The sequence below is a fragment of the Nocardia asiatica NBRC 100129 genome (genome assembly GCF_000308415.1).
GTDB lineage: Bacteria > Actinomycetota > Actinomycetes > Mycobacteriales > Mycobacteriaceae > Nocardia > Nocardia asiatica.
The window spans coordinates 1-22,917 of sequence record NZ_BAFS01000445.1; the positions used below are offsets into that span (position 1 = coordinate 1).

22 protein-coding genes and 3 pseudogenes are annotated in these 22,917 nt (G+C 63.3%); 15 read left to right on the forward strand and 10 right to left on the reverse strand.

Annotation, left to right across the window (positions count from 1 at the left end; genetic code table 11):
- Positions 1–238 (reverse strand): annotated as a pseudogene (locus ON27_RS33505) (IS30 family transposase); the annotation flags it as partial.
- Positions 239–247: 9 nt separating this feature from the next.
- Here ON27_RS33505 and ON27_RS45130 point away from each other — a divergent pair.
- Positions 248–576, forward strand: a pseudogene (locus tag ON27_RS45130) (integrase core domain-containing protein); the annotation flags it as partial.
- A gap of 579 nt (positions 577–1,155) precedes the next feature.
- Here ON27_RS45130 and ON27_RS33510 read toward each other — a convergent pair.
- From ON27_RS33510 to ON27_RS33520, 3 genes are all read right to left on the reverse strand, one after another.
- On the reverse strand, positions 1,156–1,419 hold the full coding sequence (locus tag ON27_RS33510; RefSeq protein ID WP_043736739.1) for a hypothetical protein: 264 nt from the start codon (positions 1,417–1,419) through the stop codon (positions 1,156–1,158).
- Positions 1,420–1,495: 76 nt separating this feature from the next.
- Positions 1,496–2,323: an alpha/beta fold hydrolase gene (locus ON27_RS33515; protein WP_043736741.1), complete on the reverse strand. Its 828-nt coding sequence runs from the start codon at positions 2,321–2,323 to the stop codon at positions 1,496–1,498.
- 31 nt (positions 2,324–2,354) lie between these two features.
- The gene (locus tag ON27_RS33520) at positions 2,355–3,470 is read right to left on the reverse strand and encodes an LLM class flavin-dependent oxidoreductase (RefSeq protein WP_043736743.1); all 1,116 of its coding nucleotides are present in this window, start codon (positions 3,468–3,470) and stop codon (positions 2,355–2,357) included.
- A 453-nt stretch (positions 3,471–3,923) separates the two neighbouring features.
- On the opposite strand from ON27_RS33520, the gene ON27_RS43500 reads away from it, so the two are divergent.
- Complete coding sequence (locus ON27_RS43500) at positions 3,924–4,082, forward strand: hypothetical protein (RefSeq protein WP_157227606.1); 159 nt, start codon at positions 3,924–3,926, stop codon at positions 4,080–4,082.
- The gene (locus tag ON27_RS33525) at positions 4,061–5,119 is read left to right on the forward strand and encodes a serine hydrolase domain-containing protein (protein ID WP_083887998.1); all 1,059 of its coding nucleotides are present in this window, start codon (positions 4,061–4,063) and stop codon (positions 5,117–5,119) included. Before ON27_RS43500 ends, ON27_RS33525 begins: the two co-directional genes overlap by 22 nt.
- 294 nt (positions 5,120–5,413) lie before the next feature.
- Here ON27_RS33525 and ON27_RS45635 read toward each other — a convergent pair whose 3' ends face one another.
- The 4 genes and pseudogenes from ON27_RS45635 to ON27_RS43505 form a co-directional block, all read right to left on the reverse strand.
- Positions 5,414–5,659: a hotdog family protein gene (locus ON27_RS45635; RefSeq protein ID WP_063711415.1), complete on the reverse strand. Its 246-nt coding sequence runs from the start codon at positions 5,657–5,659 to the stop codon at positions 5,414–5,416.
- The gene (locus tag ON27_RS46190) at positions 5,656–5,970 is read right to left on the reverse strand and encodes a MaoC/PaaZ C-terminal domain-containing protein (protein ID WP_506330638.1); all 315 of its coding nucleotides are present in this window, start codon (positions 5,968–5,970) and stop codon (positions 5,656–5,658) included. The genes ON27_RS45635 and ON27_RS46190 overlap by 4 nt, the downstream gene beginning before the upstream one ends.
- A 65-nt stretch (positions 5,971–6,035) precedes the next feature.
- A pseudogene (locus ON27_RS45135) lies at positions 6,036–6,113 on the reverse strand (3-oxoacyl-ACP reductase); the annotation flags it as partial.
- A gap of 31 nt (positions 6,114–6,144) precedes the next feature.
- Positions 6,145–6,336 carry a class III extradiol ring-cleavage dioxygenase family protein gene (locus ON27_RS43505; RefSeq protein ID WP_157227608.1) on the reverse strand — a complete coding sequence of 64 codons (192 nt, stop codon included), beginning with the start codon at positions 6,334–6,336 and terminating at the stop codon, positions 6,145–6,147.
- Between the two features lie 211 nt (positions 6,337–6,547).
- On the opposite strand from ON27_RS43505, the gene ON27_RS43510 reads away from it, so the two are divergent.
- Positions 6,548–6,883 carry a hypothetical protein gene (locus ON27_RS43510; protein WP_245560498.1) on the forward strand — a complete coding sequence of 112 codons (336 nt, stop codon included), beginning with the start codon at positions 6,548–6,550 and terminating at the stop codon, positions 6,881–6,883.
- On the opposite strand, the gene ON27_RS33540 is transcribed toward ON27_RS43510, so the two are convergent.
- Positions 6,857–8,131 (reverse strand): PucR family transcriptional regulator, encoded by a 1,275-nt coding sequence (locus ON27_RS33540; RefSeq protein WP_083887999.1) that lies wholly within the window; start codon positions 8,129–8,131, stop codon positions 6,857–6,859. The genes ON27_RS43510 and ON27_RS33540 overlap by 27 nt on opposite strands.
- A gap of 21 nt (positions 8,132–8,152) precedes the next feature.
- The gene (gene mhpA / locus ON27_RS33545; RefSeq protein WP_043736752.1) at positions 8,153–9,790 is read right to left on the reverse strand and encodes a bifunctional 3-(3-hydroxy-phenyl)propionate/3-hydroxycinnamic acid hydroxylase MhpA; all 1,638 of its coding nucleotides are present in this window, start codon (positions 9,788–9,790) and stop codon (positions 8,153–8,155) included.
- Positions 9,791–10,042: 252 nt separating this feature from the next.
- Between mhpA and ON27_RS33550 the strand changes: the two genes are divergently transcribed.
- From ON27_RS33550 to ON27_RS33595, 11 genes are all read left to right on the forward strand, one after another.
- Complete coding sequence (locus ON27_RS33550; protein ID WP_051047270.1) at positions 10,043–10,564, forward strand: nuclear transport factor 2 family protein; 522 nt, start codon at positions 10,043–10,045, stop codon at positions 10,562–10,564.
- Positions 10,557–12,068, forward strand: coding sequence for a CoA-acylating methylmalonate-semialdehyde dehydrogenase (gene mmsA, locus ON27_RS33555; RefSeq protein WP_051047271.1), 1,512 nt, complete (start codon positions 10,557–10,559; stop codon positions 12,066–12,068). Before ON27_RS33550 ends, mmsA begins: the two co-directional genes overlap by 8 nt.
- A 15-nt stretch (positions 12,069–12,083) precedes the next feature.
- Entirely contained in the window at positions 12,084–12,914 is an 831-nt protein-coding gene (locus ON27_RS33560) for a fumarylacetoacetate hydrolase family protein (RefSeq protein ID WP_043736757.1), read from the forward strand.
- A 347-nt stretch (positions 12,915–13,261) separates the two neighbouring features.
- Entirely contained in the window at positions 13,262–13,582 is a 321-nt protein-coding gene (locus tag ON27_RS33565; RefSeq protein WP_043736760.1) for an NIPSNAP family protein, read from the forward strand.
- A gap of 450 nt (positions 13,583–14,032) precedes the next feature.
- Complete coding sequence (locus ON27_RS33570) at positions 14,033–15,238, forward strand: multidrug effflux MFS transporter (RefSeq protein ID WP_245560500.1); 1,206 nt, start codon at positions 14,033–14,035, stop codon at positions 15,236–15,238.
- A 167-nt stretch (positions 15,239–15,405) separates the two neighbouring features.
- Positions 15,406–16,146 carry a GntR family transcriptional regulator gene (locus ON27_RS33575; protein ID WP_157227612.1) on the forward strand — a complete coding sequence of 247 codons (741 nt, stop codon included), beginning with the start codon at positions 15,406–15,408 and terminating at the stop codon, positions 16,144–16,146.
- Between the two features lie 676 nt (positions 16,147–16,822).
- Positions 16,823–17,590: an IclR family transcriptional regulator gene (locus ON27_RS33580; protein ID WP_051047273.1), complete on the forward strand. Its 768-nt coding sequence runs from the start codon at positions 16,823–16,825 to the stop codon at positions 17,588–17,590.
- Between the two features lie 1,249 nt (positions 17,591–18,839).
- Positions 18,840–21,149, forward strand: coding sequence for a sensor histidine kinase (locus ON27_RS33585; protein WP_218003087.1), 2,310 nt, complete (start codon positions 18,840–18,842; stop codon positions 21,147–21,149).
- On the forward strand, positions 21,146–21,583 hold the full coding sequence (locus tag ON27_RS33590; protein ID WP_043736765.1) for a roadblock/LC7 domain-containing protein: 438 nt from the start codon (positions 21,146–21,148) through the stop codon (positions 21,581–21,583). The genes ON27_RS33585 and ON27_RS33590 overlap by 4 nt, the downstream gene beginning before the upstream one ends.
- Positions 21,580–21,960 (forward strand): DUF742 domain-containing protein, encoded by a 381-nt coding sequence (locus tag ON27_RS41950; RefSeq protein WP_083888002.1) that lies wholly within the window; start codon positions 21,580–21,582, stop codon positions 21,958–21,960. Before ON27_RS33590 ends, ON27_RS41950 begins: the two co-directional genes overlap by 4 nt.
- On the forward strand, positions 21,941–22,546 hold the full coding sequence (locus ON27_RS33595; RefSeq protein ID WP_043736768.1) for a GTP-binding protein: 606 nt from the start codon (positions 21,941–21,943) through the stop codon (positions 22,544–22,546). Before ON27_RS41950 ends, ON27_RS33595 begins: the two co-directional genes overlap by 20 nt.
- The last annotated feature ends 371 nt before the right edge of the window (positions 22,547–22,917 follow it).

Here is a 22,917-nt window from a genome sequence, read left to right on the forward strand (position 1 = left end):
ACCGGCCCGAAACAGACTGAGGCAAACGCGGATTCACGCCGCCAGCATGCCGGAACCATCGAAACCCGACCGGCGAGGACACCCCCGCTTCCACCGCCGCGTCCTCGGTCATCACCCCGCGCGCGATCGCCGCCCAGAACCGCACCCGATCCTCACGCCAGGCCACCGTCGGCCGACCCGGCGACGGAATCTGGCCCCGGTACTCACGAACCCGCTTCTGCTGCGGACCAATTCCCACCTCGACACCTCCACGGTCGAGGTGTTGCAACGATCAGTTGAATCCGGCCAATTTCGGTCCCGAAAGTTCGTCCGCGCTTTGGGCGCTCACGCGATGGTTGGATCGATGGGACGGGTCGGTGCCTGCGGCGACAATGCCGCGATGGAATCGTTTTCGCATTGCTGCAGAAGAACGTCCTCGACCGCCGACCTTGGGCCACTCGCGGCGAGCTCAGGATCGCAATCGTGACCTGGATCGAACGGACCTACCATCGCCGACGGCGTCAGAGCAGACTCGGCAGATTGACCCCGGTCGAATACGAAGCAATCATGACCACACCAGCCACTCAGGCTGCCTGACCGAACCTGTCACCTATCCGTGCACCAGACCCCCGACCACGCGGCTGTAAGCGGCAAGTAGGTAATCGTTGCCGGTCGCCTCGGCGGGTGCGGTAAACAGTTGCCGCGCGGATTCGGCTCCGTCCCGCGCCGTCTGCTGTGCCGTCGGTTCCCTGTGGGCCGCAGAGCAGCTACGCAGGGCGGCTACGGCCCGCGTGCGTTCCTTGTGACCGAGTCGGCGCAGACCCAGGCGCACGATTTCGGGTGCGATTATCGACCAGAAGACGAACAATTCGTCGACGGGGCTTCACGGTGAGCGGTTTCACCCGATAGCCCTGACGGGGAACCGAGGTCACCAGTCCGTCGTGACCGAGCCTGGCTAGTGCGCCGCGTATCGAGGCGACGCCGAAGCCGCTCTCGCCGGCGAGGCGACACTCGGTGAGCCATTAGCCGGGTGCCAATCTGCACGTGACAATTTCGTTCAGAAGCCATCGATACGCGGCTTCCGACTGGGCTACCTGCAGAGAATCTGCACTGTTCACGGACCACCTCTTTTTGATATCGATTCCCGCCGGGCCGCGAGCGCAGGGCGCCTGGACGTTATTGTTCGGGCCGGACCTCGACGTGTACGCGGACCCGTCCTTCGTCGTCGACCCACCCCTTGCTGGATGCGTAATCGATCATTTTGCGCAGCTCGGATTGCCAAGCCGAGTCGTCGACCTTGCCCGCCAGGGTGGCAAGGTTCTCCGGCTCGACCCAGATGTGGGACGAGGTTGCGAGTACGACCTTCAATGCCTTGAAGTCCTCGGGCTCACGTAGCTCTACTGTCGGTGGCACATTGCGGGCATCGACGTACAGTTTCATCTCGTGCCTTTCAGCGGGGTCCACAGCCGGGCGTCCGGGTTGGGTTGTGGAACCGCGCCCGGACGCCTCGCTCGAGTCAGGGGTTGATGAGTGTGGACTGGTCTGGGAGGAGGAATTGCCAGCCTCGTGCGAGCCAGTCGCCGACTACGTCGGCGAAGGCTTCGCCGCGGTCACCCTGGATGTCGTGCGCGGCGTCGTGGACGAGTACGAAAGCGCAGTTGGGCATGAGCCGCCGCCAGGTCCGCCCGTTCTCAGGCGGCACGATGCCGTCGCGGTCACCGAACAACACCAATGTCCGCACGTGGAAGTCGGACAGCCTGCGCGTGAAGTCTTCGTCCACTTCCGGGCGGCTGCCCACAACTCGTTCGACCAGCGGCCAACTCCGCTCGCTCACGCCGGGGTCGGGCGGCGCGAATGCCGGTGTGCGCTCGGGATGTACGCGGAACCGGCGCACCAGTTCTTCCAGCTCGAGTCCGACCGGCGGGGTGGAATTCTCGCGAATTTCGGCGGGTCCTTCGAGCACCATGGAGATGATTCGGTCGGGGTGGGTGACTGCGAGCCAAGCGGCCACCGCGCCGCCGAAGGATGATCCCAGCAGGTGATATCGGTCGACGCCGATGGCTGCGATCGCTCCGGCGAGCGTGTCGACCAATTCGGTCATGTTCTCGTGCACGGTATTGGCCTCGGAACCGAAGCCGGGTACCTCCAATGCCAGGACTCGGTTGTGCGCCGTGAGTGCGTCGAGTGCGGGTGTCATCCGGGGGCCACCCGCGGCGTGGATGACGACCAGTGGCTCTCCGGTGCCGGCTTCGAAGTAGCGGATGGTGAATCCGTCGATCTGAACCGACTTTTCGGTGAACCCGGCACCGATAGCGGTGGGGTCGTCGGAGACAAGGGGACTCATGGTGATGCCTCTGTATTCGATAGGGGAAGGGTCAGTGGGAAGCGGTGTCGCCGGCTTTGAGGGCAGGGATGATCGTCTCGCCGGTGAGCTTGATCGAGCGGACGACCGATTCGTGGCTCGCCTCGCCGCCCAGTCCGGTGTAGTTGAGCTCGAGGCGCCCGGCCCCGAGAGTTTCGGCTGCATGCCGCATCTGCGCGAGTACCGCCTCCGGTGTCCCGAGCCACGGTGCGCCGAATGCAGGGGCCTTGGACATGTCGGGAACGACGCCCTTGGGAACGCCCGCTATCGCGGCCGCAGAGGTGAACATCACCTGACCGATTTCAGCGTTGCGAGATTCGAAGGACGAGCCGCCGTTCGGCCAACCGGTTTCTGCTACGAGACGCTGCGCCTCCTCGTCCGTTTCGGTGACGTGCACGAACTGGCGATACAAAATGTTGTCCGCGGTCGGATTCCAGCCGGCCGCTGCCGCGGCCTCACGGTATGCCGTCACACTCGCTGCGGCGATCTCCGGCGCCATGAAGCTGACGCCCAAGTCGCATTTCATGCGCCCGGCGAACGCGGCCGACGAGATACTGTTGCCGGACAACATGATTCGCGGATGCGGCCGTTGTGCGGGTGCGGGGAACAGTGAGATGTTGCGGAAGCGGTAGTAGCGGCCTTCCCAGCCGAACGGTTCAGGTTCGTTGAAGGCGCGGATGATCAGCTGCACCGCCTCTTCGAATTTCGCCCGCGACTCCCACGGGTTGGTGCCGTAGGTGAGGTATTCGTTCGGAGTGCCACGGAGCAGCGCGAAACGAAGTCGGCCACCGAGCTGATTGTCGAGTGCCGAATATTGTTCGGCGATATTGATCGGGTTGTGCAGCAGCAGGTCTGTTCCCAGGATTGCGATCTGCGCATCCGGGAAGCGCTCGCCGAGAGCGGCAGCGAAAATATGTGGCGCCGGAGTCATCTGCGAGGGGGAGTAGTGGTGTTCGGCGAGATTGAGGGAGTCGAAGCCCGCCTCGTGGCCTGCCGCGAACTCTTCGAAGCCGTACTGGACCGAGAGTCGCCCCTTCTCGCTGTCGAACAGACGCTGCGGGAAGGGCCAGTCGTACTTGCGCTTGTTTTCGTCGTAATACGTGACTGGAGTGAACAACTCGATCTTCATCGATCAGCCTTTCTCGAGCGGCGGGGCGCCCGGAATCGACGGTGAGCGTCGAGCAGGGGCACCGCGGAACGGTTCCGTTGCTAAAATGTTAGATATGCATGTGTGAGATTTCACAGATTAGGATCACACCGGCTTCCGGTCAACCCCTGGTTCGAAGCGCCTGGTGAGCACCCCGCTAGGGCGGGGTCCCCGTGTCGAGTGCCGGTTTCGTCAGGCCCCCGCCGCGGCGTTCAGGGTACTATTGCAAGCTAATGTTTCAGGGCGTACGGTATGACACCTCAGGTGTGGGTGCTGCAGTGCTGCTCTCCCCCGAGGGTTCGTGCAAGTCCGCGTCCCTCGTCGGGGACCGGCACGGCGCTGGAGGCACCGATCCGGAGACTTCGGCGTACCCGTGGCGGTTCTACCTCGCCCGACCGCCGATCCGCAGTCTCGCCGACCCACAAGGAGCAACGCATGGCGACCAGCGAACTCGAGAAGCGCGTGCGAGAGATCGTCCGCGGACATATTGATGTCGGCGAAATCGCGGGAGCCGTCACCGTGGTTGCACGGGGCAAAATGTCGAAGTTGTTGATGCACAAGGTACCTCTGACATCGACCCCACATTCGAATTAGAGCCCGATACGGTGTTTCCGATCGCGTCCATGACCAAGCCGATCGTGGCCGCGTGTGCACTGACCCAGTGGGCCGAAGGTGCCCTCGATCTGTCGGCGCCGGTATCGGATTTCATTCCGGAGTTCGGCGCCGAGCGCATAGTGCGAACCTTGCGGCCCGGCCAGCAGTACCGGTTCGAGAGGTTTCCCGCGCCGCCGGCGACCGACGAAGTGGTCGAGCCGGAGTTCGACTACGCGCCCGCCGCGCGGGCTATTACAGTCCACGATCTGTTGTCTTTCACATCGGGACTGCAGACGATCGGTATCGCGAATCCAGCGATACCGCTGGTGGATCCAGCAGACAACCTGGCGGACTGGGTCGCGAAACTCGGTGCCGTGCCGCTGGAATTCCAACCGGGAACTCGCTGGCACTACAGCAACGCGACAGGCTACGACGTGCTCGGACGCGTGGTCGAGGTGGTCGGTGGGCGGCCCCTCGCGGAGTATGTAGACGACCTGTTGTTCGCGCCACTCGGCATGCAGCACACGGGCTTCGGTCTGCGACCGGGGACAGAGCAGCGCACGATCCCGCTGGGTCTCTTCACGGACTCGCATATCTCGCGGCCGTCCTACCATTCCGGTTCGGCGGGCGTGTTCTCCACAGCGGTGGACTATGCCCGCTTTGTCGAGATGCTCGTCTATTCGGGCGAATTCCGCGGTCGTCGAATTATCCCGGCGGAAGCGGTAGCCGCCATGACGGAGAACCACATCGGTAGCGTGCCGTTCCCGGGGATCCGGACGGTGCAATATGCGCAGCCGTTTGCGGCGGAATCGCAGCCGGGTTTCCATTACGGCTACGGCGTCGCCGCCGTCGACAGCCCATCCGACGACGTGGCACTCCCGGCAGGAAGTTTCGGCTGGGACGGCATCGGGACCCGGCGGTTCTGGGCGATCCCGTCCTTGCGAACCGCACTCGTGATGCTTGTGCCCGGCCTCGGCCCGTTAGCGGATGCCACTCACCGGGATATCGAGGCACTCGTTGCGGACAACGCCGCATAAGGAAGGGGTCGTCGATGTCGCATGAGACCAGCGTCGCTTCCTGGACCTGTTCGCACGCGACCTCGCGCCACGCCTGCGCGCACTCTGAGACACATCGAGCGGCGTCGTCGGGCGCCTCTCTTCGGCCACAACCATGAAAATGAAGCGCCACCGGATAGCTCGGTGACCTCGTTCGCCGACCGCTTCGAAATTCTCGACGAACAGCGTTGTGGATGCCGTATCCAGATTCAATGCTCGAGGTGGACCGGCTCGCGACGACTGTGACGGGCCGATCCACCTGAGGTTGTCCAGGTGCTATTGATTGTCCGGGTGCCACGCGAACAGCGGGGCGGTGAAAGTTCGGTCGCCGTCGAAGACTCGTTGGTAGACCTCGGACGCTGTCGCGGGATCGTAGACATCCTCGTCACGATCGGGGGTATCGACGACCTTTTCGGCGAGGAGGTGTGCGGGTGGTTGATTCGAGGCATCGTCGGGAAGAACCCGGATCAATACGTCTGCCACGCAGGCAGGCCGGTCCGAGCCGTCGATCTCGACCGTCATCCGCACCGTAGCTTGGAGCCCGCCGGGAACCGCCGCGACTGAGGTGACCGCCCCGTGGCCCCGAACGCGGCTGTCGACCTTGACCGGTTGGGGGAAACGGACACCATCCATGCCGTAATTGATGGACATCGCGACATCCTGCAGCGGAAAACGTCATCGAGGAAGGCGGCGACCAGGCTCAGCGTGAGTAAGCCGTGGGCGATGGTCGATTCGAAGGGACTTCTGGCGGCGCGTTCGGGATCGACGTGGATCCATTGATCATCCTCCGTGGTGTCCGCGAACGCATCGATTCGGCGCTGGTCGATCTCGATCCACCGGCTGTGCCCGAGGTCGGTTCCCGAGGCCTCGGCGAGCATGTCGTAAGTGAAGGTCGGCATCAGATCGAAATTCCGCCGTCGACGGGAAGGACGACACCGGTGATGTATGCGGCCTCTCTCGACGCGAGAAATTCTATGCTCATGGCCTGATCGCGGCAGCGCGGTCGATCAGCGGCTCGCGGCGATTCCCATGCCCGTGAACCAGGAGGGCACCGGCTCGTACGCGATCGTCGTGAGCGGCGCCCCACCTGCCGCGGCCCAGGCAGCGAGCCAATTGCGCACCTCGTGCGCGCCCGACCCGCAGGCTTCGAGGAAGTCGTCGGTGACGGTCCGGAGCACGTGCTCACGGGTGCCCGACAACGCACCCAGAACGGCGTCATCTCAGTCCTTGTAGATCATCTCCGCGCACGCGTCCCGGTTGAACTCGACGAGTTCCCATCGGCGCTCGTCGGTGATCAGACGCGTTTCGGCATCGAGTGACGGCGGGGTGTGCGAGAGACCGCCGGACGCCAGGTAGAGGATGCGCCTGCCGTCGTTGGCGAAGAACCGGCCGATGCGTTCGGCCAGGGCGATGGTCCTCTACGGCGTCGGGGCGCAGATTTCTCGGAGACCTCGGCGTTCGCCGAACCGATTGATCACCGATAACCCGGCCAAATACGGCGGGCTGGAGGGCTACGGCCTGGAGCTGGTCGGGCGGGTTACGATGCCGGTATCGGTGAAGCCCCACAATCTGCACTATTGCGCACAAAGCGTGACCGGATGGGTACGACCTCGCGGTTGGCTGACTGGCCGACCGATCGTCCCGGACTTTTTCAGGGGCGATTTTCGTCGGTCCCCGGGAGCTCGTCGCCGTGCGGCAGCCACGCGCTGGGCGACGATGTCACTCGGGTGGGTGCGCCAGCTCTGATAGGTACAGGGCAATGCGTGTTTCGAGTTGCCGTTCGGAGATGGGGTGGCCCAGCAGGGCTTCGGCCTTGCGCAGGCGGTAGGTGACCGTGTTGCGCGCGAGGAACAGCGAGGTGGCGGTGGCCTGGGTGTTATGGCTGTCCAGATATACCGCAAGCGTTCGTCGGAGTTCGCTCGTTGCCGCGTCGTGTGCCCTGAGGTCACGCAGTTCGTAGTCGATGAACTCGCGAGCGAGGTGCGGATCGGCCAACAGCAGGCTCAAAAGGTTGACGTCGCGGTAGGTGACGACCGCGGCAGAGCCTGGCCGGTACCGGGCCAACTTGTGCGCTATCACTGCCTGCCGATGGCTGGTGCGCAACCCTTCCGCGCCCTTGGCCGGATCGCCCACTGCAACCCGGACGGACGTGGGCGGCGACCAGCTCCAGTCGCGGCCGATCGGCGAGGCCGAATTGCCGAAGGCCCACAGGACGGCGTGGCCCTGAGGAACGAGCAGGATCTGGCGCGTACCTACCGCAGTCATCGCGTCCCGTGCGGCAAGGGTCAGCAGGTCATCCCACTGTCCAGGCGTACCTCTCGAGAACACGAGCGCTATATGCCATCGGAAGGCGACATCGTATTGCAGCCGGATACTGAGGTCGCCCATGTCTGCCGGCTCGCCGTCGAGCAGTGACCGAAGTGCGGCTTCCCGGGAGATCACCGCCGATTCGGCGACCCGGTGTTGCTCCACCTCGTACGCGTGGGCGACCTCGCTGGCGAAGATATCTATGAACTCGAACGCGAGCTTGGTCACGAGCAGTAGCTGTTCACTCTGCTCGCCGGGATCCGCAAGGCGCACACAGGCATTCATGAGTTTCTGCACCAGCGATGCGTGGCCCTGCCTGATCATCGCCCACTGGTCGGTGAGCGGGATCCTTCGATGGACGAAGTCGCGGACCTGCGACTCGGCCTCCTGGGGCAGGTCCGGTCCGATCATTCGCCCTTCGTAGAGGCACTCCAGAACCGTCAAGGTCGCGGATTCGACCCCTAGACGCAAAGTATCGAGCTGTGCGGGCCCACCGCCGACCTGAGGAAAGGCGGCGATGTTGTCCTCGGCGATCTCATTGGCTTGGTGCACCGCCCAGTCGACGGCGTCACGACCGAGTAATGCCACCGCCCGCGCGACTGTCTCGTCTCGGCACACCGGTGCGAGACGTTGTGGCGTATCCAAGCGCAGATCGCGTATCCACACGCTGCCGTGCTCCATCCCCATCTTTCCGATCGAACGGAGTGATCACCGTAGTTTCTCGTATTCTGCCTCGCTGGAAGCTGGAGACGGCTCCAAAACTCTCACTTTTTCGAGGATCTCTTGCACCGCTGTGTCGGTTTCCGCGCGTGACACCGCGGCCGCAACATAGAAGTCGGGCCGGACCAGAACAACGTCGGCCTGCAGCCGATCGAACCATGCGGCGTACGTTCCGTCGACATCGTTCGCGGCACCTGCGGTCGTTCCGATGGCAACGCCTCGTCCACCGATGGCAGCGAATGCCTGCGCCACAGGTGCGCCGAGATATGCGCTCGGGTCGTGGTCGCGCCCGATCAGTACCCAGCCCCGTCCTGTGATTTCATCGAAGCGCCCGGTCCGTCCGTCCAGAGTGACAGAGCCCTGATCCGACAAATGCCCGGCCTGGGGATCACCCTCGCGCCAGACGCCGGGGCCGAGTTTCAGCGGGGGCGGCGGCGGGGGAGCGAGCGACGGATCCCGCATAGCCGCCTTCATCGCAGCGTCTCTCGCATCGGCGATCTCCGGGTCGGTCACACAAATCGCTTGGCCCAATTCCATCGAGACGTGCATGAAATGACTGACGTGATACTGGCGCTCGGGGGTGTAGGAGTCGAGCAGGGTGTCGTCGGCGAGGCCGCGCAGGATCAGATCCAGGCGCCACGCCAGGCTCGCTCCGTCTCTGATTCCCGCGCACATGCCCTGGCCGGCGAAGGGCGGCATGAGGTGCGCGGCATCTCCCGCGAGGAGGATCCGTCCGGCGCGCCACTGTGCCGCGTACTTGGCCTGGAACCGCCAGACGACATGACGTTCGAGGCGGGCCGACTCGGGAGTGACTCCCCACACTGCCAGGAGTTCCCATGCCCGTTCGGCGGTGTTGAGTTCATCGAGGTACTCGCCGGGCAGGGCCATGAATTCCCACCGGCGCCGCCCAGGGCCTGCGGGCACCATCGTTGTCGGCCGAGTCGGATCGCAGATCTGCGACATCGGAGTGTCGAAAACCATAGGGTCGAACGTCTCGGGGGCGATCGGAACGATGTCGCAAATCAGCCAGTCGAAGTGGAAGCCGAGATCGGTCATTTCCAGCCCCGCTTGCTCGCGAACGACGCTGTTGGCTCCGTCGCAGCCGACGAGATAGCGGCAACGCAGCTCGGCAGGCCGGACGGTACCGTCGGGCTCGGTCACTGCCCCGGAGACCGTCACGCAGGTCTCAGTCCGGTGCACCTCGGTTACACGCCAGGACCGAACCAAAGAGGCTCGGGAGCGGCCGGCGAGCATTGCCGCGAACCGCACTTCCAGTTCGGGCTGGTGGAACCAGTACAGGCGATGCCACCCCGCAGGGGTCACGCCACGCCAGTCGAGTCGTCCGATGATTTCGCGAGCTCCGTTGCGCAGGAGCACCCAATCGTCTGTGCAGTCGATCTGCGGATCGTGATCGCCGTCGATACCGAGCTCCGAGAGCAGTCGAGCGATCTCGTCGTCGAAGGTAATCGCCCGCGGAAGGGGATAGGGCTTCGGCTGTTTGTCCACCACGATCACGTTGTGACCCGCATCGGCGAGCCGGATCGCGGTGTACAGCCCGACCGGGCCTGCCCCGACGACAACGACATCGGCGTCGAATTCCTGCGGTTTTGTGGAAGAAGGAGTCATACATCTCTCCCGGGAATGCGGGGGACCGATAGCGCCCCGGCTGTGAGGTAGGTCGCAGAATTACAGCGATCCCTATCGCGATCGCGCTTGGACACTGTGAGCAAATGCGACCCCCATCACAGAGCGCGGATTGGTCAGTGTGACCAAGCGCACTGCCATGCCGCCGACGCAAACTCACACCGCACAGTCGCACCGAGGCGGCGTCGGCATCGAACAGTCGCCGGCAGCCGCACTCGATCTTGAGGAGTACCAATGACACAGAGCACCGAGACCGATCGCACCTACGGCGGTCGCCCGGACGCGGAGCTGACGAAGGAGCAGATCATCGATCGCAACCTTCATGTCGTCGAGGATCACTTTCACAACGAAAATCCAGAGTCGGTCGAGAAGGCGGTCGCGCTCTACGCCAACCAAATCTCCTGGGAGGCGCCCACTCGCGGCGTGATCATGAATGATCGGGATGCGATCCTCGACGCCTACCGCGGAATCTTCCGGACGATTCGATATCGACGTACCACGTCGCTGCGGCGCTTCGCGACCGAGAAGTTCGTCTTCGACGACCAGATCGGCGAGGTGACCGTGGTGGGTGAGGAGATGCCGAATCTCCCCTATCACCCTGGGACCGAGGTCAATTGCCGGCTCGTGCATCTCTTCGAGTTGAAGGACGGCAAGATCACCAACGAGATCGCCTACGAGATGTGGCGTGAGGCCGGTAGCCCGGTGGCAGTGGACTTCGTGCCGGAAGGCTCTCATGTGAAAGTCTTCGATGCCTGAGACCTCGAAGGCCGACCGCGTGGAGCGTCGGCAAATCACCCACTGGATCGCTGGCGAGCCCGTGTTGTCCACGGCCACGCTCCCTGTGTTGGACCCCGCCACGGGCCAAGCGGTCGCGGAGGTCTGTGCCGCCGATTCGGCTGCGGTGCGCCAAGTGGTGGAAGCCGCGGCTGCTGCGTGGCCCGCTTGGCGAGACACACCCGCAGCCAGCCGTGCGCGGGTTCTGAGCCGATGGGCACTGCTGCTGCGCGATCACCGAGACGAACTCGCCGATCTGATCACGTCCGAAAACGGAAAGACCCGCGACGACGCGTACGGAGAGATCGACCGCGGGGTGGAGGCGCTGGATGCCGCGGCTTCGGGTGTGAAAGGTTTGAAAGGTGAAGTAACCGAACAGACCGGGACGAACATCGACACCTCGATGGCTTTCCATCCGCTCGGAGTGTGTGTGGGCATCACGCCGTTCAACTTTCCGGTGATGGTGCCTCTCGCACAGGCTTCCTTCGCTGTGGCGGCGGGAAACAGTTTCGTGTGCAAGCCGAGCGAGCAGGATCCCGGACCGACGTTGCTTCTCGCGAAGCTGGCTGTCGAGGCCGGCCTTCCTCCTGGCATCTTCAACGTGATCAACGGCCGCAGCGATGTGGCCGAACAACTCATCGAAGATCCCGATGTCCGCGCGATCGCATTCGTCGGCTCGACGCCGGTCGCTCGGCGCGTCTACGCGGCTGCGGCTGCGGCCGGCAAACGGGTTCAGGCCTTCGGCGGCGCCAAGAACCACCTTGTCGTGATGCCGGATGCCCAGGTGAGCGCCGCCGCCGACGCCCTGATCTCGGCGGCCTTCGGGTCCGCTGGGCAACGCTGCATGGCGATCACGACGGCCGTCGCCGTCGGTGACGTCGCCGACGAACTCATCACAGAGCTCGCCCAGCGCGCGAAGCAGATCAGAGTCGGCGCGGCTGTCGACGCGAAATCCGAAATGGGACCGCTGATTTCGGAATCTGCTCAGCAGCGCGTTCGTCAGCTGGTGGCAGACGCTATCGATGCCGGGGCGGTGCCTGTCGTCGACCGCAGCGCCGAACAGCCCGCGGACTGCCCAGCCGGATACTTCGCGGGGCCAACCGTACTCGACGACGTCACCCCTGCGATGGAGGTGTACAAGAAGGAGGTGTTCGGGCCGGTGCTGGGCATCGTCCGGGTCGAGACGCTCGAACAGGCGATCGAACTGATCGAGAAGAACCCTTTCGGTAACGGCTCGGCGATCTTCACCCGCAGCGGTCATGCGGCACGGACGTTCCAACGCACCGTGAGCACCGGCATGGTCGGAGTGAACATTCCGATTCCGGTCCCGGTTGCCACCTACGGGTTCGCCGGTTGGAAGGCATCGGCCTTCGGTGACACCGGACTGCACGATGCCTCCTGGCGCTTCTACACGCGACCCAAATACACCACCAGTCGCTGGGACGACACCGTCGCCGGAATCGATCTGGGTTTCCGACCGAACTGAAAGATATTGATTGCGATGCGACTAGTAGGATTTCGATCCGGCAGCGCCCGCCACATCGGACGCCTCGACGGCGACACCGTGCACGATCTCGGCGAGGTCCGCGCGTTTTACGATGCCTGCGCTGAAGGCCGGCCTCCCGCCGAGACAGGAAAGGATTGGGCACTCGGCGATCTCGAGCAGTTGCCGCCGGTACCGGAGACAGCGCGGATATTCTGCGTCGGCATCAACTACCACGAGCATGCCGACGAGGCCAAGGACACCAGTGGGATCGACCTGCCGAAATACCCGATGATTTTCGGCAGATGGGCCCAGTCGCTGGTCGTGAGCGGCACGCCGGTCCCTGTTCCGCCGAACGAAGCCGGACTCGACTGGGAGGTCGAGATGGCGGCCGTCATCGGCCGGCGCACCTGGTTGGCGGACCGAGACAACGCGCTGGAGAGCGTTTACGGCTATACGGCATTCAATGATCTGTCGGCGCGCGCCAAGCAGGCCGACACACTGCAGTTCACCCTGGGTAAGAATGCCGACAAGTCTGGCCCTATCGGCCCCGTGCTCGTCACTGCCGACGAGCTTCCACCCGGAGGCGCAGGACTGCGAGTGCAGGCAAGGGTGAACGGCGAAATCATGCAGGACGCCAACACCGAGGACCTTATTCAGGATGTCGCGGCGATCATCGAGTACATCACGGACACGGTGACCCTTCTGCCGGGCGACGTGATCGCCACCGGAACTCCAGGTGGGGTGGGGTTCGCGCGAAATCCTCCGATCTTGCTGAATGCCGGTGACGAGGTAGAGGTCGAGGTCGAGCGCATCGGAGTGGTGCGTACTCCCATCGAGAAGCATTGATTTCCGGACGGAGCGCTCTCGACTCGCAAAGGAATCGCTGATCCGCATCCCCGGACCCCTGGATTCGATACCCAGTGGCGCGGCGCGGATCGGCGATTCCCCGTTTCGGCGCGGGCGATGTGACTAGTGGACCGAGGCCGTTCGGGGGACGGACTGATTCGGTGAGTGGTTGACGAGTGACCGACAGCTCCCTAACATGTGATATGTCAAATGAGTTGTGTGATGTTTCTCAACCTCCGATCGGGTGCGAGCCAACCCACATCCAACGATTCAAGGGCACTGGTCGCGCGGCCCGGCTCCGCGCCTTCCGGTCGTGAAGCTCCGGCATCAAACAATGAAAGGTTGGAATGAGCATCTACCAGCTGCGCACCTATGCGATGCGTGATCGCGCGTCTCTCGATCACTACCGCAAGGGAATCTATCCGCGGCACCTGAAGAGTTTCCCGGCATGCAACATCACCCCGCACGGCTTCTGGACGAGCCCGGACGAGCCGCTGTCGCCATTCGTGCTGGTGTCCTACGCGGACGGCGCGGATCTCGAGGAGATCGAGAAGGAGTACATGCAGAGTCCGGGCTTCCTTGCTGATATGGAAGGCATGGACACGTCGGCCATCGTCGGAGTCACCGCGGTCGTATTGGAACCGAGCGCGGGCTCGCCGCTGACTTGATCTGCGCTTTTGTGGGCGGTCGGTGAGCTGACCACGCCTCGATCCCACGTGTGACGCGGTAGCGAATCCCCGGTGCATGTTCGTACCGGGGATATCGTTTGATGAACGCAAGCATCCAGCGCCTTGCTAGAACAGGGGGAGCGCTCACCTTTCCGCGGACTACGACACCCTGGCCGATCGACGGCTATCGATCGGCCCGGGCGGTTGACCTCGACCGGCGCGGGCCGGGATTGTGCACCCCCGTCAGCATCACGCAGCGCTGTCACCGTTCGCCGCCGAAGACGACTGTCCCGGGCAGGGCTCCGGTCTACCCACGGTGCTCTCCTTCGAGTACCTCGATCCTGGCGATGCGGGGGTCTGGCCAGCGAGGGACGGCAGTGCGATATCTCAGAGTATATGGTCTGATATATCAATGGATCACGGCAGGTCGCGCCCTCTTGTCCGATCTTGGTGCTGGTCGAAAGGGGATACCCAATGAGTTCGGGTGTTGTTCCGGCCCGAATCCTGGTGGCACTCGGCGCCCTGGCAGCCTTCGGTCCACTGTCGATGGATCTGTATCTTCCCGCGCTTCCCGCGCTGGCCGACGATCTGCAGACCTCCGCGGTGGCGGCCCAGATGACTGTAACCGGTTGCATGCTCGGCCTGGCCGCGGGCCAGTTCTTCCTTGGGCCGGTCAGTGACCGATACGGCCGCCGGATACCGCTGCTGTCGACGCTGGCGGTCTATGCGCTGGCATCGGTGCTGTGCGCGGGGGCGCCCTCCGTCGAGATGCTCGTCGTGGCGCGAGTGGTCCAGGGCCTGGCCGGCGGCGGGGGCATTGTGATCGCACGTGCGATGGTGAAGGACATCTACCACAGCGATATGGTCGCCTGGGCCTTCTCGATGCTGATGTTGGTCTCCGGAGTTGCCCCCGTGCTCGCGCCGGTCCTGGGCGGGCAACTGTTGCACCTCATGCAGTGGCGCGGGCTGTTCGTCGTGCTATCGCTGATCGGCTGTGTGCTGTTGGCGGCCGCGGTGGTGATGCTGTCGGAGACCTTGCCGCATGAACAGCGCAACGTGGGTGGGATAGGCGCTGCGACTCGGCAAGTCAGGATCCTGGTACAGGATCGGCGCTTTCTCGGATACACCGCCGTGCTCGGCCTCGGCTCGGCCACCCTCTTCTGCTATATCGTCATGAGCCCCTTCGTTCTGCAAACCGGCCTTGGTCTCGGCAGCATCGGCTTCTCACTGATCTTCGGAGCAAACTCCATCGGCCTGCTGGCGGCGGGGCGCGTCAGTGCGATGCTGGTGAAGCGGTTCGGGCCGGATCGGACATTGACCGTGGGTTTGGTGGCGAGCGTGATCGCCTGCACCGCCTTCTCGGTGAGCGCGATTCTGGCATTGCCGCTCTGGGCGCTGCTACCTTTCCTGTTCTTCGCCATATCCACCGTCGCCATCGTGATGCCGAACGCCATGGCGCTGGCGTTGCTCACGCACGGCAGCCGCGCAGGCACGGCCTCCGGTCTGATGGGAATGGTGCAGTTCGCAGTGGGTGGCGTGATCGGTCCGCTGGTCTCGCCGATAGGCGCCACGCCCAGCGTGATGGCCTTCACGATGACGATCGCGGCGGTGTGCGCGACTGTGGCGCACTATCGCGCGTTCGCGCTGTACCCGTAGCCGACGCGACGCCGCAGCCGACGTCCGCCCTGAGAGGCCGGGCGGATCGGTGAGCCTCTGGTAGGCTTCGTAGTGCTGATATTTCACTAGTGCTCCGCCGCTCTCCGGTACCGCTTCCGCGCGAACAGCACCAGCAGAGGCGGAGCACCGCGACGAGACGAGGTGCTGTGACCACACCGGCCAGAGAGACGGTGCCGCTGGGCGAGGCGGCTTACAAGCGGATCCGGGACAGTATCGTTTCCTGCAAGCTCGCCCCCGGTCAGCGGCTCACCGAGCCCGCACTGGCCGAATCAACTGGATTCGGCGCATCCCCGATCCGTGAAGCACTGACCCGCCTCGATCATGAGGGGCTGATTCTTACGATGCCGCGCAAGGGATATCGCGTCAAGCCGCTGACCATCAAATCGGTCAACGATCTCTTCGAGTTCTGGCTGGTGTTCGGCCCGGAAGTGGTGCGGCAGGGAATTCTGCGGGCCACCGACGCCCAACTCGCCGAGATCGTCGCCGGTGCCGAAGAGGCGTCGCGGCTCGGAGACGGTGCGGCACCGGTCCGGGACACGGCCAGGAAAGAAGCAGAACTGGCCGAGCGGTTGTTTGGTCTACTTGCCGAGGCCACGGGGAACGAGTACTTCCAGACTGTCATGACACGGCTGTCGGCCGAACTCCTGCGCGTGTGGGCACTGGTCATCGAGTCCGAGTTGTTGGATTCCGGAAATACCACTATCTCTGAGGCGTTCGTTGTGGGTGCCGCCCGCCGGGACGGGAACGCGCTCGCGCGTCATTGTCGGACTTACACCGAAAGCTCACATCTGCGTGTGTTGCGGACGTTGGCGCGTTGGCCGTCGGTCATCGCCTCCGAGGTCGGCCCCGTGATCCATTCAGGAGACGACCCAACGCCGCCGTCCTAGACTAGGTCACGTCTTTGGGCGATGTACGATGCCGGAACGCCGGCCAGGAACCGTCGCCGCGTATTCGTCCGGGTCGCCGTAGCGGCCGATTGGGGATCCACCCCCATACGAAGAGTGGATGATTACTGTGCTGCTGATATTCCATTGATCCCGGACTGGCCGTTTATCTGGTCGGAGCGATGGTACTCAAGGGGGGACGCAGCGCGCCGCCGTCCTGTCCGGATCTGTTTCCCATGGGACAACGCTTTGTCGGGGCCTACGCCATATCGCCTTATCGCCGGAGTCCGAGCAGATCGACTTCGAGAGCGGACTGGCCGTGGTCATCGGCCGCCGGTGTCGGTGTGGTGCGCAAGCTCCTCATGATCGGCGGCTATCGCATGGCGCCGGACTGGCCGCCGTGCGCACGGTGACGATCTCGGTTAACCCGCCACTGACTGTGCGTGCCGTCGAACAGGCGATTCGTAGCCCCACCGGTCCCGAATCCGTCGAGCCGACGGCCGCAAGGTACGCGCCTGCGCCGAGCCGGAGGAGTTCCGCGCAGGCCAGTGTGCCTTCAGGGGAAGGGGACGCCCGCGTGCGCGGAAAGGCGACCGGGTCATCTGGTCCGGCGGAAGGTGGGCGGGACGCGAACATTTACACCGCTAGGATTCGTGTGTACCCGATCCGGAGGACCCAGGTGAGCGATACCGAACAGAACCCCAACGGCACGATGCAGTCCGTGCTGCGGTCTCTCTCCGTGCTCGAGGCGGTGGCGGAGATGCAGCCCGTGGGTCTGAGCCGCCTGGCCAGGGTTCTGGAACTGCCGAAAGGAACGGTGTCGCGCATTCTGAAAACTCTGAATCATGCCGGATGGGTCGCCCCGGAAGGAGATCCGGGCGAGGTGCGCTGGATCATCACGGCGCGTGCGCTGGCGGTCGGCGCCCGGGTGATGAATCAGGTCGACCTCCGCGAGATCGCGCGGCCGATCATCACTCAACTGGGCAACGAGACTGATGAGAACATCCATTTGTCGGTACCCGACGGAAACATGCTTGTGCTCGTCGACAAGGTGCATTCTTCGCGGTCCGTCCAGACCGTCTCGCAGATCGGGCAGCGGGCCCCGATGTACTTGACTGCCTCGGGGTGGGCGTTCCTGTCTCGTCTCGACCCTGCCGACGTCGAGACCTACTTACCTGAGCGTCTCGTCACCGCGGCCGATTCGGTGATCGAGCGGGAGGAATTGATGCTCGAACTCGCACTGGTCCGCGAACGCGGCTACGCGATCAATCCTGGAAGGTGGCGCTCGGACGTCGGCGCGATCGCCTCGGCTGTGGTGGATCGTGCTGGTAATCCGATCGCAGCGCTGTCCATATCGCTCCCGTCCTATCGACTGGTGCCGGATCTCTATCAACCTTATGGCGAACTGGTCCGTACGGCGACGGCAAAACTTGCTTCCCAGCTCTGACCTGACGATTCGCAGCTCGCGCATGCCCGGTGAGTTCGGTCCACTGGTTCTCACTCTCGACCGACGGGGTCAGTGAGCAGCTCGGCATGAAGTGAGGCGCTCGTCACGGTCCGTGGAACAGTTGTTCGCATGGCAATCGCGGAAGCGAGGCGAGACTATCGACGTCGCCGCGGGGAAACTCGATGGTGCACCAGCGTGTTCGCATCCAATCCTGAATCAGATGATGTACCGCCGTTACCGTGGCAACGTAATCGAAGACCAGCCCGCTCAGCCAGATTCGCAAATGCAGATCCCCGGCGGAAGGTATCCAACCAGCGGTCGTCGTCGCGAACCTGTTCCTGGACTGCGTAGCCGACGCGAACGTGGACGTCTCGTCGGTCGACTCCCCTGGGGCTGTGAGCACGGCGGCGTGGGCTGGTGGCGGTCGGGTGCCTATATGTGAGTCGTAGATCAACATAAAGCCTCGTCGTTATCACGGGAGAGCGCCCCGTGCGTGCTGCAAGCCCGGGATCCAGAGTTTGTCCCACGAGATGGGTGGAAGTGTCTGTCGTGCCGGCCGACGCTTCGGATGGCGGGAGCTTTTGTCGCTTGGTATGTCATCTCACCATAGACATGTGAAACATCACAAGCAACTATTGCGTGTTTGTCACGCCGCAGCGGGGTCTTCGCCTGCTGGCGAGCCACCGTAGCGGTCTGCCGAGGGGTGGTGGCAGAAGGCTTTCCACCTCCTCGTCTACGGGTGTCGATGATTCGAATTTCCTCGACCAGGTGCGACACGGGAGATGGTCCAGGATGTGGACCGTTGGACCTTTTCTCGAGAAGGCGCTAGCATCTGCACGATCACTTCACCTGGCGGGCCCCACAGCACCCTTGGGGGCTCCTCCTGCGGATAGATCATCGCGGACTCGGTTGCGGTTAGCGAACCCGGAACCAGGCGCGTCTCTTTCCTTGTACCGACTGCGCGTGCTCTTCTGCGTCGGCTGGCGCGAAGACCGGCTCAATATTGGATAGCTGTATTGATAAACGTTCCACCAGGTGCCACCGTGGCGCTGCTCACGGCATCGGCTTCGTTCGACCTGCCTGTCAGGCGATATACAACGGTTTCGACTCGCCTGCGGGTTCACACCGACTGGCGATCTGAAACGGATGGAGCAGGGCAATGCAGTCGCCTCCAGGAAAGCTGAGTCGTGCGTCCGCCGGTTCGAAGCCGCTATGGCGTTTTCGGCGAACCGGGAGCATTCGTGCATCCGTGTTGGCTATCGCGCTCGTTCCTTGTTTGTCTTTGTCACTTTCCGGGGGCATCGCCGTCACGACTCTGGCGAATCAGGCTATGGCTGCGAATCGCTGGTCGGAATTCCTCAACAAACAGGTAGCACCGTTGCTCGGGTTCGTTCGCGCCGTGCAAGAGGAGCGGCTGGCGAGCGTACTTGCCTTGAGCGGCAGCCCTGACACGAGTTCAAAGCTGCCCGTCAAACGAGCCAAAACCGACGAAATGTTCGCGGTAATGGCTGAACTTACGCCCCAAATACAAGAACTGAACCCGGAAGCCGTCATGAGGAGCAGCCCGATCCTTGCCGAACTCGGCGCCAGCACGTCGATCATCAGGCAAGCCGTGGATCGTGGGCAGAGCGACATCGACGCTGTGGACAATCACTACAGTCGGCTGGTCAGCGTCATCCCGCTAGGACTCGAGGGCTCGGCGCCGCAGTCGTTCGATGCCACGATCGCGGCGGAGCAGATGACTGCGGCCAACCTGATCCATATGGAGGAGCTGCACTCCCGAGTGATGGCCGCCGCGGCGGTCACCTATGCTGGTGATGGTCCGCTACCTCTGGAGTCACGGCGATCTTTCGCGTTTCTGGTCGGTGGGTATCGGCAGCAACTCTCGGCGCTTCGGGAAACTCTGACCGATAGCGAACGTGCGCGACTCACCCGGCTCACCGATAGCGCAGTTTGGTTGACCGCGACGAATGTGCAGGACACGATTGCCAGCCAGGGTGTACTGCCGGTTCCGTACCCCGAATGGCAGGCCGCGGCCCAAGCTGTTGACGACGAACTCTTCGGCATTTTCCAATCGCATGCGTTGTACACCAACGATCTGGCCGCCGCTGCGGCAAGTCGTTCGCTTCAACGATCGATCTGGGTGGGCACAGCAGTGTTCGTTGTCGCGTTCGCCGCAATCATGCTGGCCCTTCTGTTGGCCAATCGGCTCGTTCGTCGTCTGCGATCGTTGCAGTCGAGGAGCATGGAGCTGGCGAACGTGACCTTGCCGTCCATCATCCAACGTCTGCACGACGGTCAGCAGGTCGATGTCGATGCCGAGTCGATGATCCTCGATCCCGGCGCTGATGAGATCGGGCGGGTTGCTGCCGCGTTCAACGCGGCACAGCGCGTCGCGATGGGCGCGGCGGCTTCCGAAGCGCAAACGAGGGAGGGGTTCAACAAGGTGTTCTTGGATATCGCGCACCGCAGCCAGGCGGTGGTTCGTCGCCAACTCGAAGTGCTCGATGTCGCCGAGTCCAAACAGGACGATCCAGAACATCTCGAATTGCTGTTCCAACTGGACCATTTGGCAACGCGGGCGCGGCGTAATGCCGAAAATCTGCTCATCCTCGGTGGTGGAAACCCTGGTCGTCGCTGGCGCGACCCAGTGGCGTTGGAGCATATTGTCCGCAGCGCTGTATCCGAGACCGAGGATCTCAGCCGGGTCAGTGCGATCCGCCTGCCTCACACACATGTTCTGGGCAATGCGGTCGCCGATATCGTGCACTTGCTCGCCGAGTTGATCGACAACGCCATACTGTTCTCGCCTCCGCAATCCACGGTGTCCATCCACGGCAATCTCGTCGGTCGTGGCGTAGTTGTCGAAGTGGAGGACCAGGGCCTCGGCATAAGATTCGATGAGCGCGAACGTTTCAACGAACTTCTGCGAGATCCGCCGGACTTCCAACATATGGCGCTGAGTGGACAACGGCATCTCGGCTTGTTCGTCGTCGGCAAACTCGCTCAACGGCACTCGATTTCGGTCCAGCTGCAGGACTCGGCGTACGGCGGTGTGAAGGCGATCGTCTTGATCCCGGCTCATCTGATAGAGATCGGCACCGAGAACAAGGATTCAGATCTGGCTGCGGCGCCGCCCACGCGTGCTGTGCAGACGTTCGGCAACGGCTCGCAGGTGCTAGAGGAAGTCCCGAGCCTGCACGGGGGCAGCACGTCTGAACTCCCGCCCTGGCCGGTCGATGGCAGCGCCCCTGTCGTCGAAGAGCGTATCCAGTTCTCGCATCCGGCGCTCGCTGCGCCGCCCGCGCATCCGGACGGCGCCGCCCGAGTTGGCCGGGGCCAGCGCGCACCTCTGCCGCGGCGGCAGAGACAAACCCATCTCGCACCGCAATTGCGGGTGGAGGACGAAACCCCCAGATCCGAGCCGAACGCCTCGGACCCGCCCCGCCCCGCACAGGACGTTCGCCGCGCCATGCAGTCCTTCCAGCGCGGAACGCGCCAGGCACGCCAATCCACCGCACCACATTCCCACCGAGCAACGGACGGTCCCACAAGATGAACAACAATGCGACTATCCACGATCGCAATTCGATCGACTGGATCCTCGACGGACTCCTCAGCCGGACACCGGGAACCGAGCACGCCACGGTGCTATCCGCCGATGGTCTACCACTGGCCGGCTCTCAGGGGCTCAGTCGTGAGGATGCCGAGCATCTTGCTGCGATCGCGTCCGCGTTGTACAGTCTGGCCCGCGGTGTCGGTGACAGGTTCGCCAAAGGGCATCTCCAGCAGACCGTCATCGAAATGAGCGGCGGCTACCTCTTGCTCACCGAAGCAGGTTATGGCGCGTGTTTGGCGGTGCTGGCTGCCATCGATGCCGACCTCGGTTTGGTCGCCTACGAGATGAACGTCATCGTCGGCCAACTCCGTGACCATCTCAGTGCCGCGCCGCGAACAGCGGCAGGTGCGATGCGGATGCCGCTGAGATCATGAGTGCGCACCGGAATTCCGATTGGGACACAGACGACGACCCAGGTCCACTGGTCCGACCTTTTGCGGTCACGCGGGGGCGCGCAGGCCGTGACGTTCACACACTCGACATCCTCACCTTGGTTGTCACTGTGCGAACGGTGAACGACGCCGCCCTGCTCGACCGCGAGTACTCGGAGATACTTCGTCTTTGCCGCAATCGGCCGTTGTCGATCGCGGAACTCGCAGCTCACCTCGATCTTCTCGTTGCGGCGGTGAAGGTTCTTGTCAGCGACTTGATCCAATCCGGACACGTTATTTTTCGGTCTCCGCCGCCGCGCTCGGAACGGACAGACCCGATGCTATTACAGGCGGTGCTAGATGGTATTCGCAGAATCTGAATTCGGTTCACACTCGGAACTCGGCTCGGTCAATGCTGTCAAATTGTTGATCGCCGGGGGTTTCGGGGTAGGAAAGACGACTCTGGTCAAGACGATCAGTGAGATCACACCCTTACGAACTGAAGAGCGATTGTCGGCTCTCGGTGCTTCCGTCGATGACGTGACCGGGGTGGAAGGAAAGACCACCACCACTGTCGCGCTGGATTTCGGCCGATTAACCCTTAGCGCGGAACTGGTTCTCTACCTGTTCGGTACGCCAGGTCAGGATCGGTTCTGGTTCATGTGGAAGGAGCTGTCGGTCGGGGCTCTCGGCGCAGTGATTCTCGTTGATACCCGTCGACTAGAGGACTGCTTCGCCGCGGTCGACTATTTCGAATCTCGTGCCATTCCCTTCATCATCGCCGCCAACTGCTTCGACGGTGCCGACATCTACGATGAGGACGAAATCCGGGGGGCGCTCGACATACCTGACCATATCGTGATCACTCTTTGTGACGTGCGTAACCGGGAATCGGTGAAGCATGTATTGATCGACCTGGTCGAAAATCTCATGACCACTGCCGCGAGCCAGCCTTACGGCACATAGCGCAGTTCGGTTGCACGTCTCACGCAGGTAATCATGATCACGATGCTTCGCATCCTCCCGATGTGGTGACGGCCGGTATCGACCCGGATTGCGGTGGGGTCCGGCGCGCCTACGAGCCACGACGGTGTCGCGCTCCGAAAGCATGGATGCCCGTCGTGGTTTGCGCATCCGCGGGTGGCCCCTGCAGGGCGCGTGACTTCGAGAGGTTTATCGACTGGGACGACGGATACGACTCGCAAGAGGCAATCGGATACTTCGTTCCGCAGAGCGGCACGCGAGCTAGTGTCGTGAGTCGTTAATTCGTTGGCAGTAGGCGGCGAGTGTTTCGAGGATCTGGTCGGCGGTCTTGGTCCAGACGAAGGGTTTCGGGT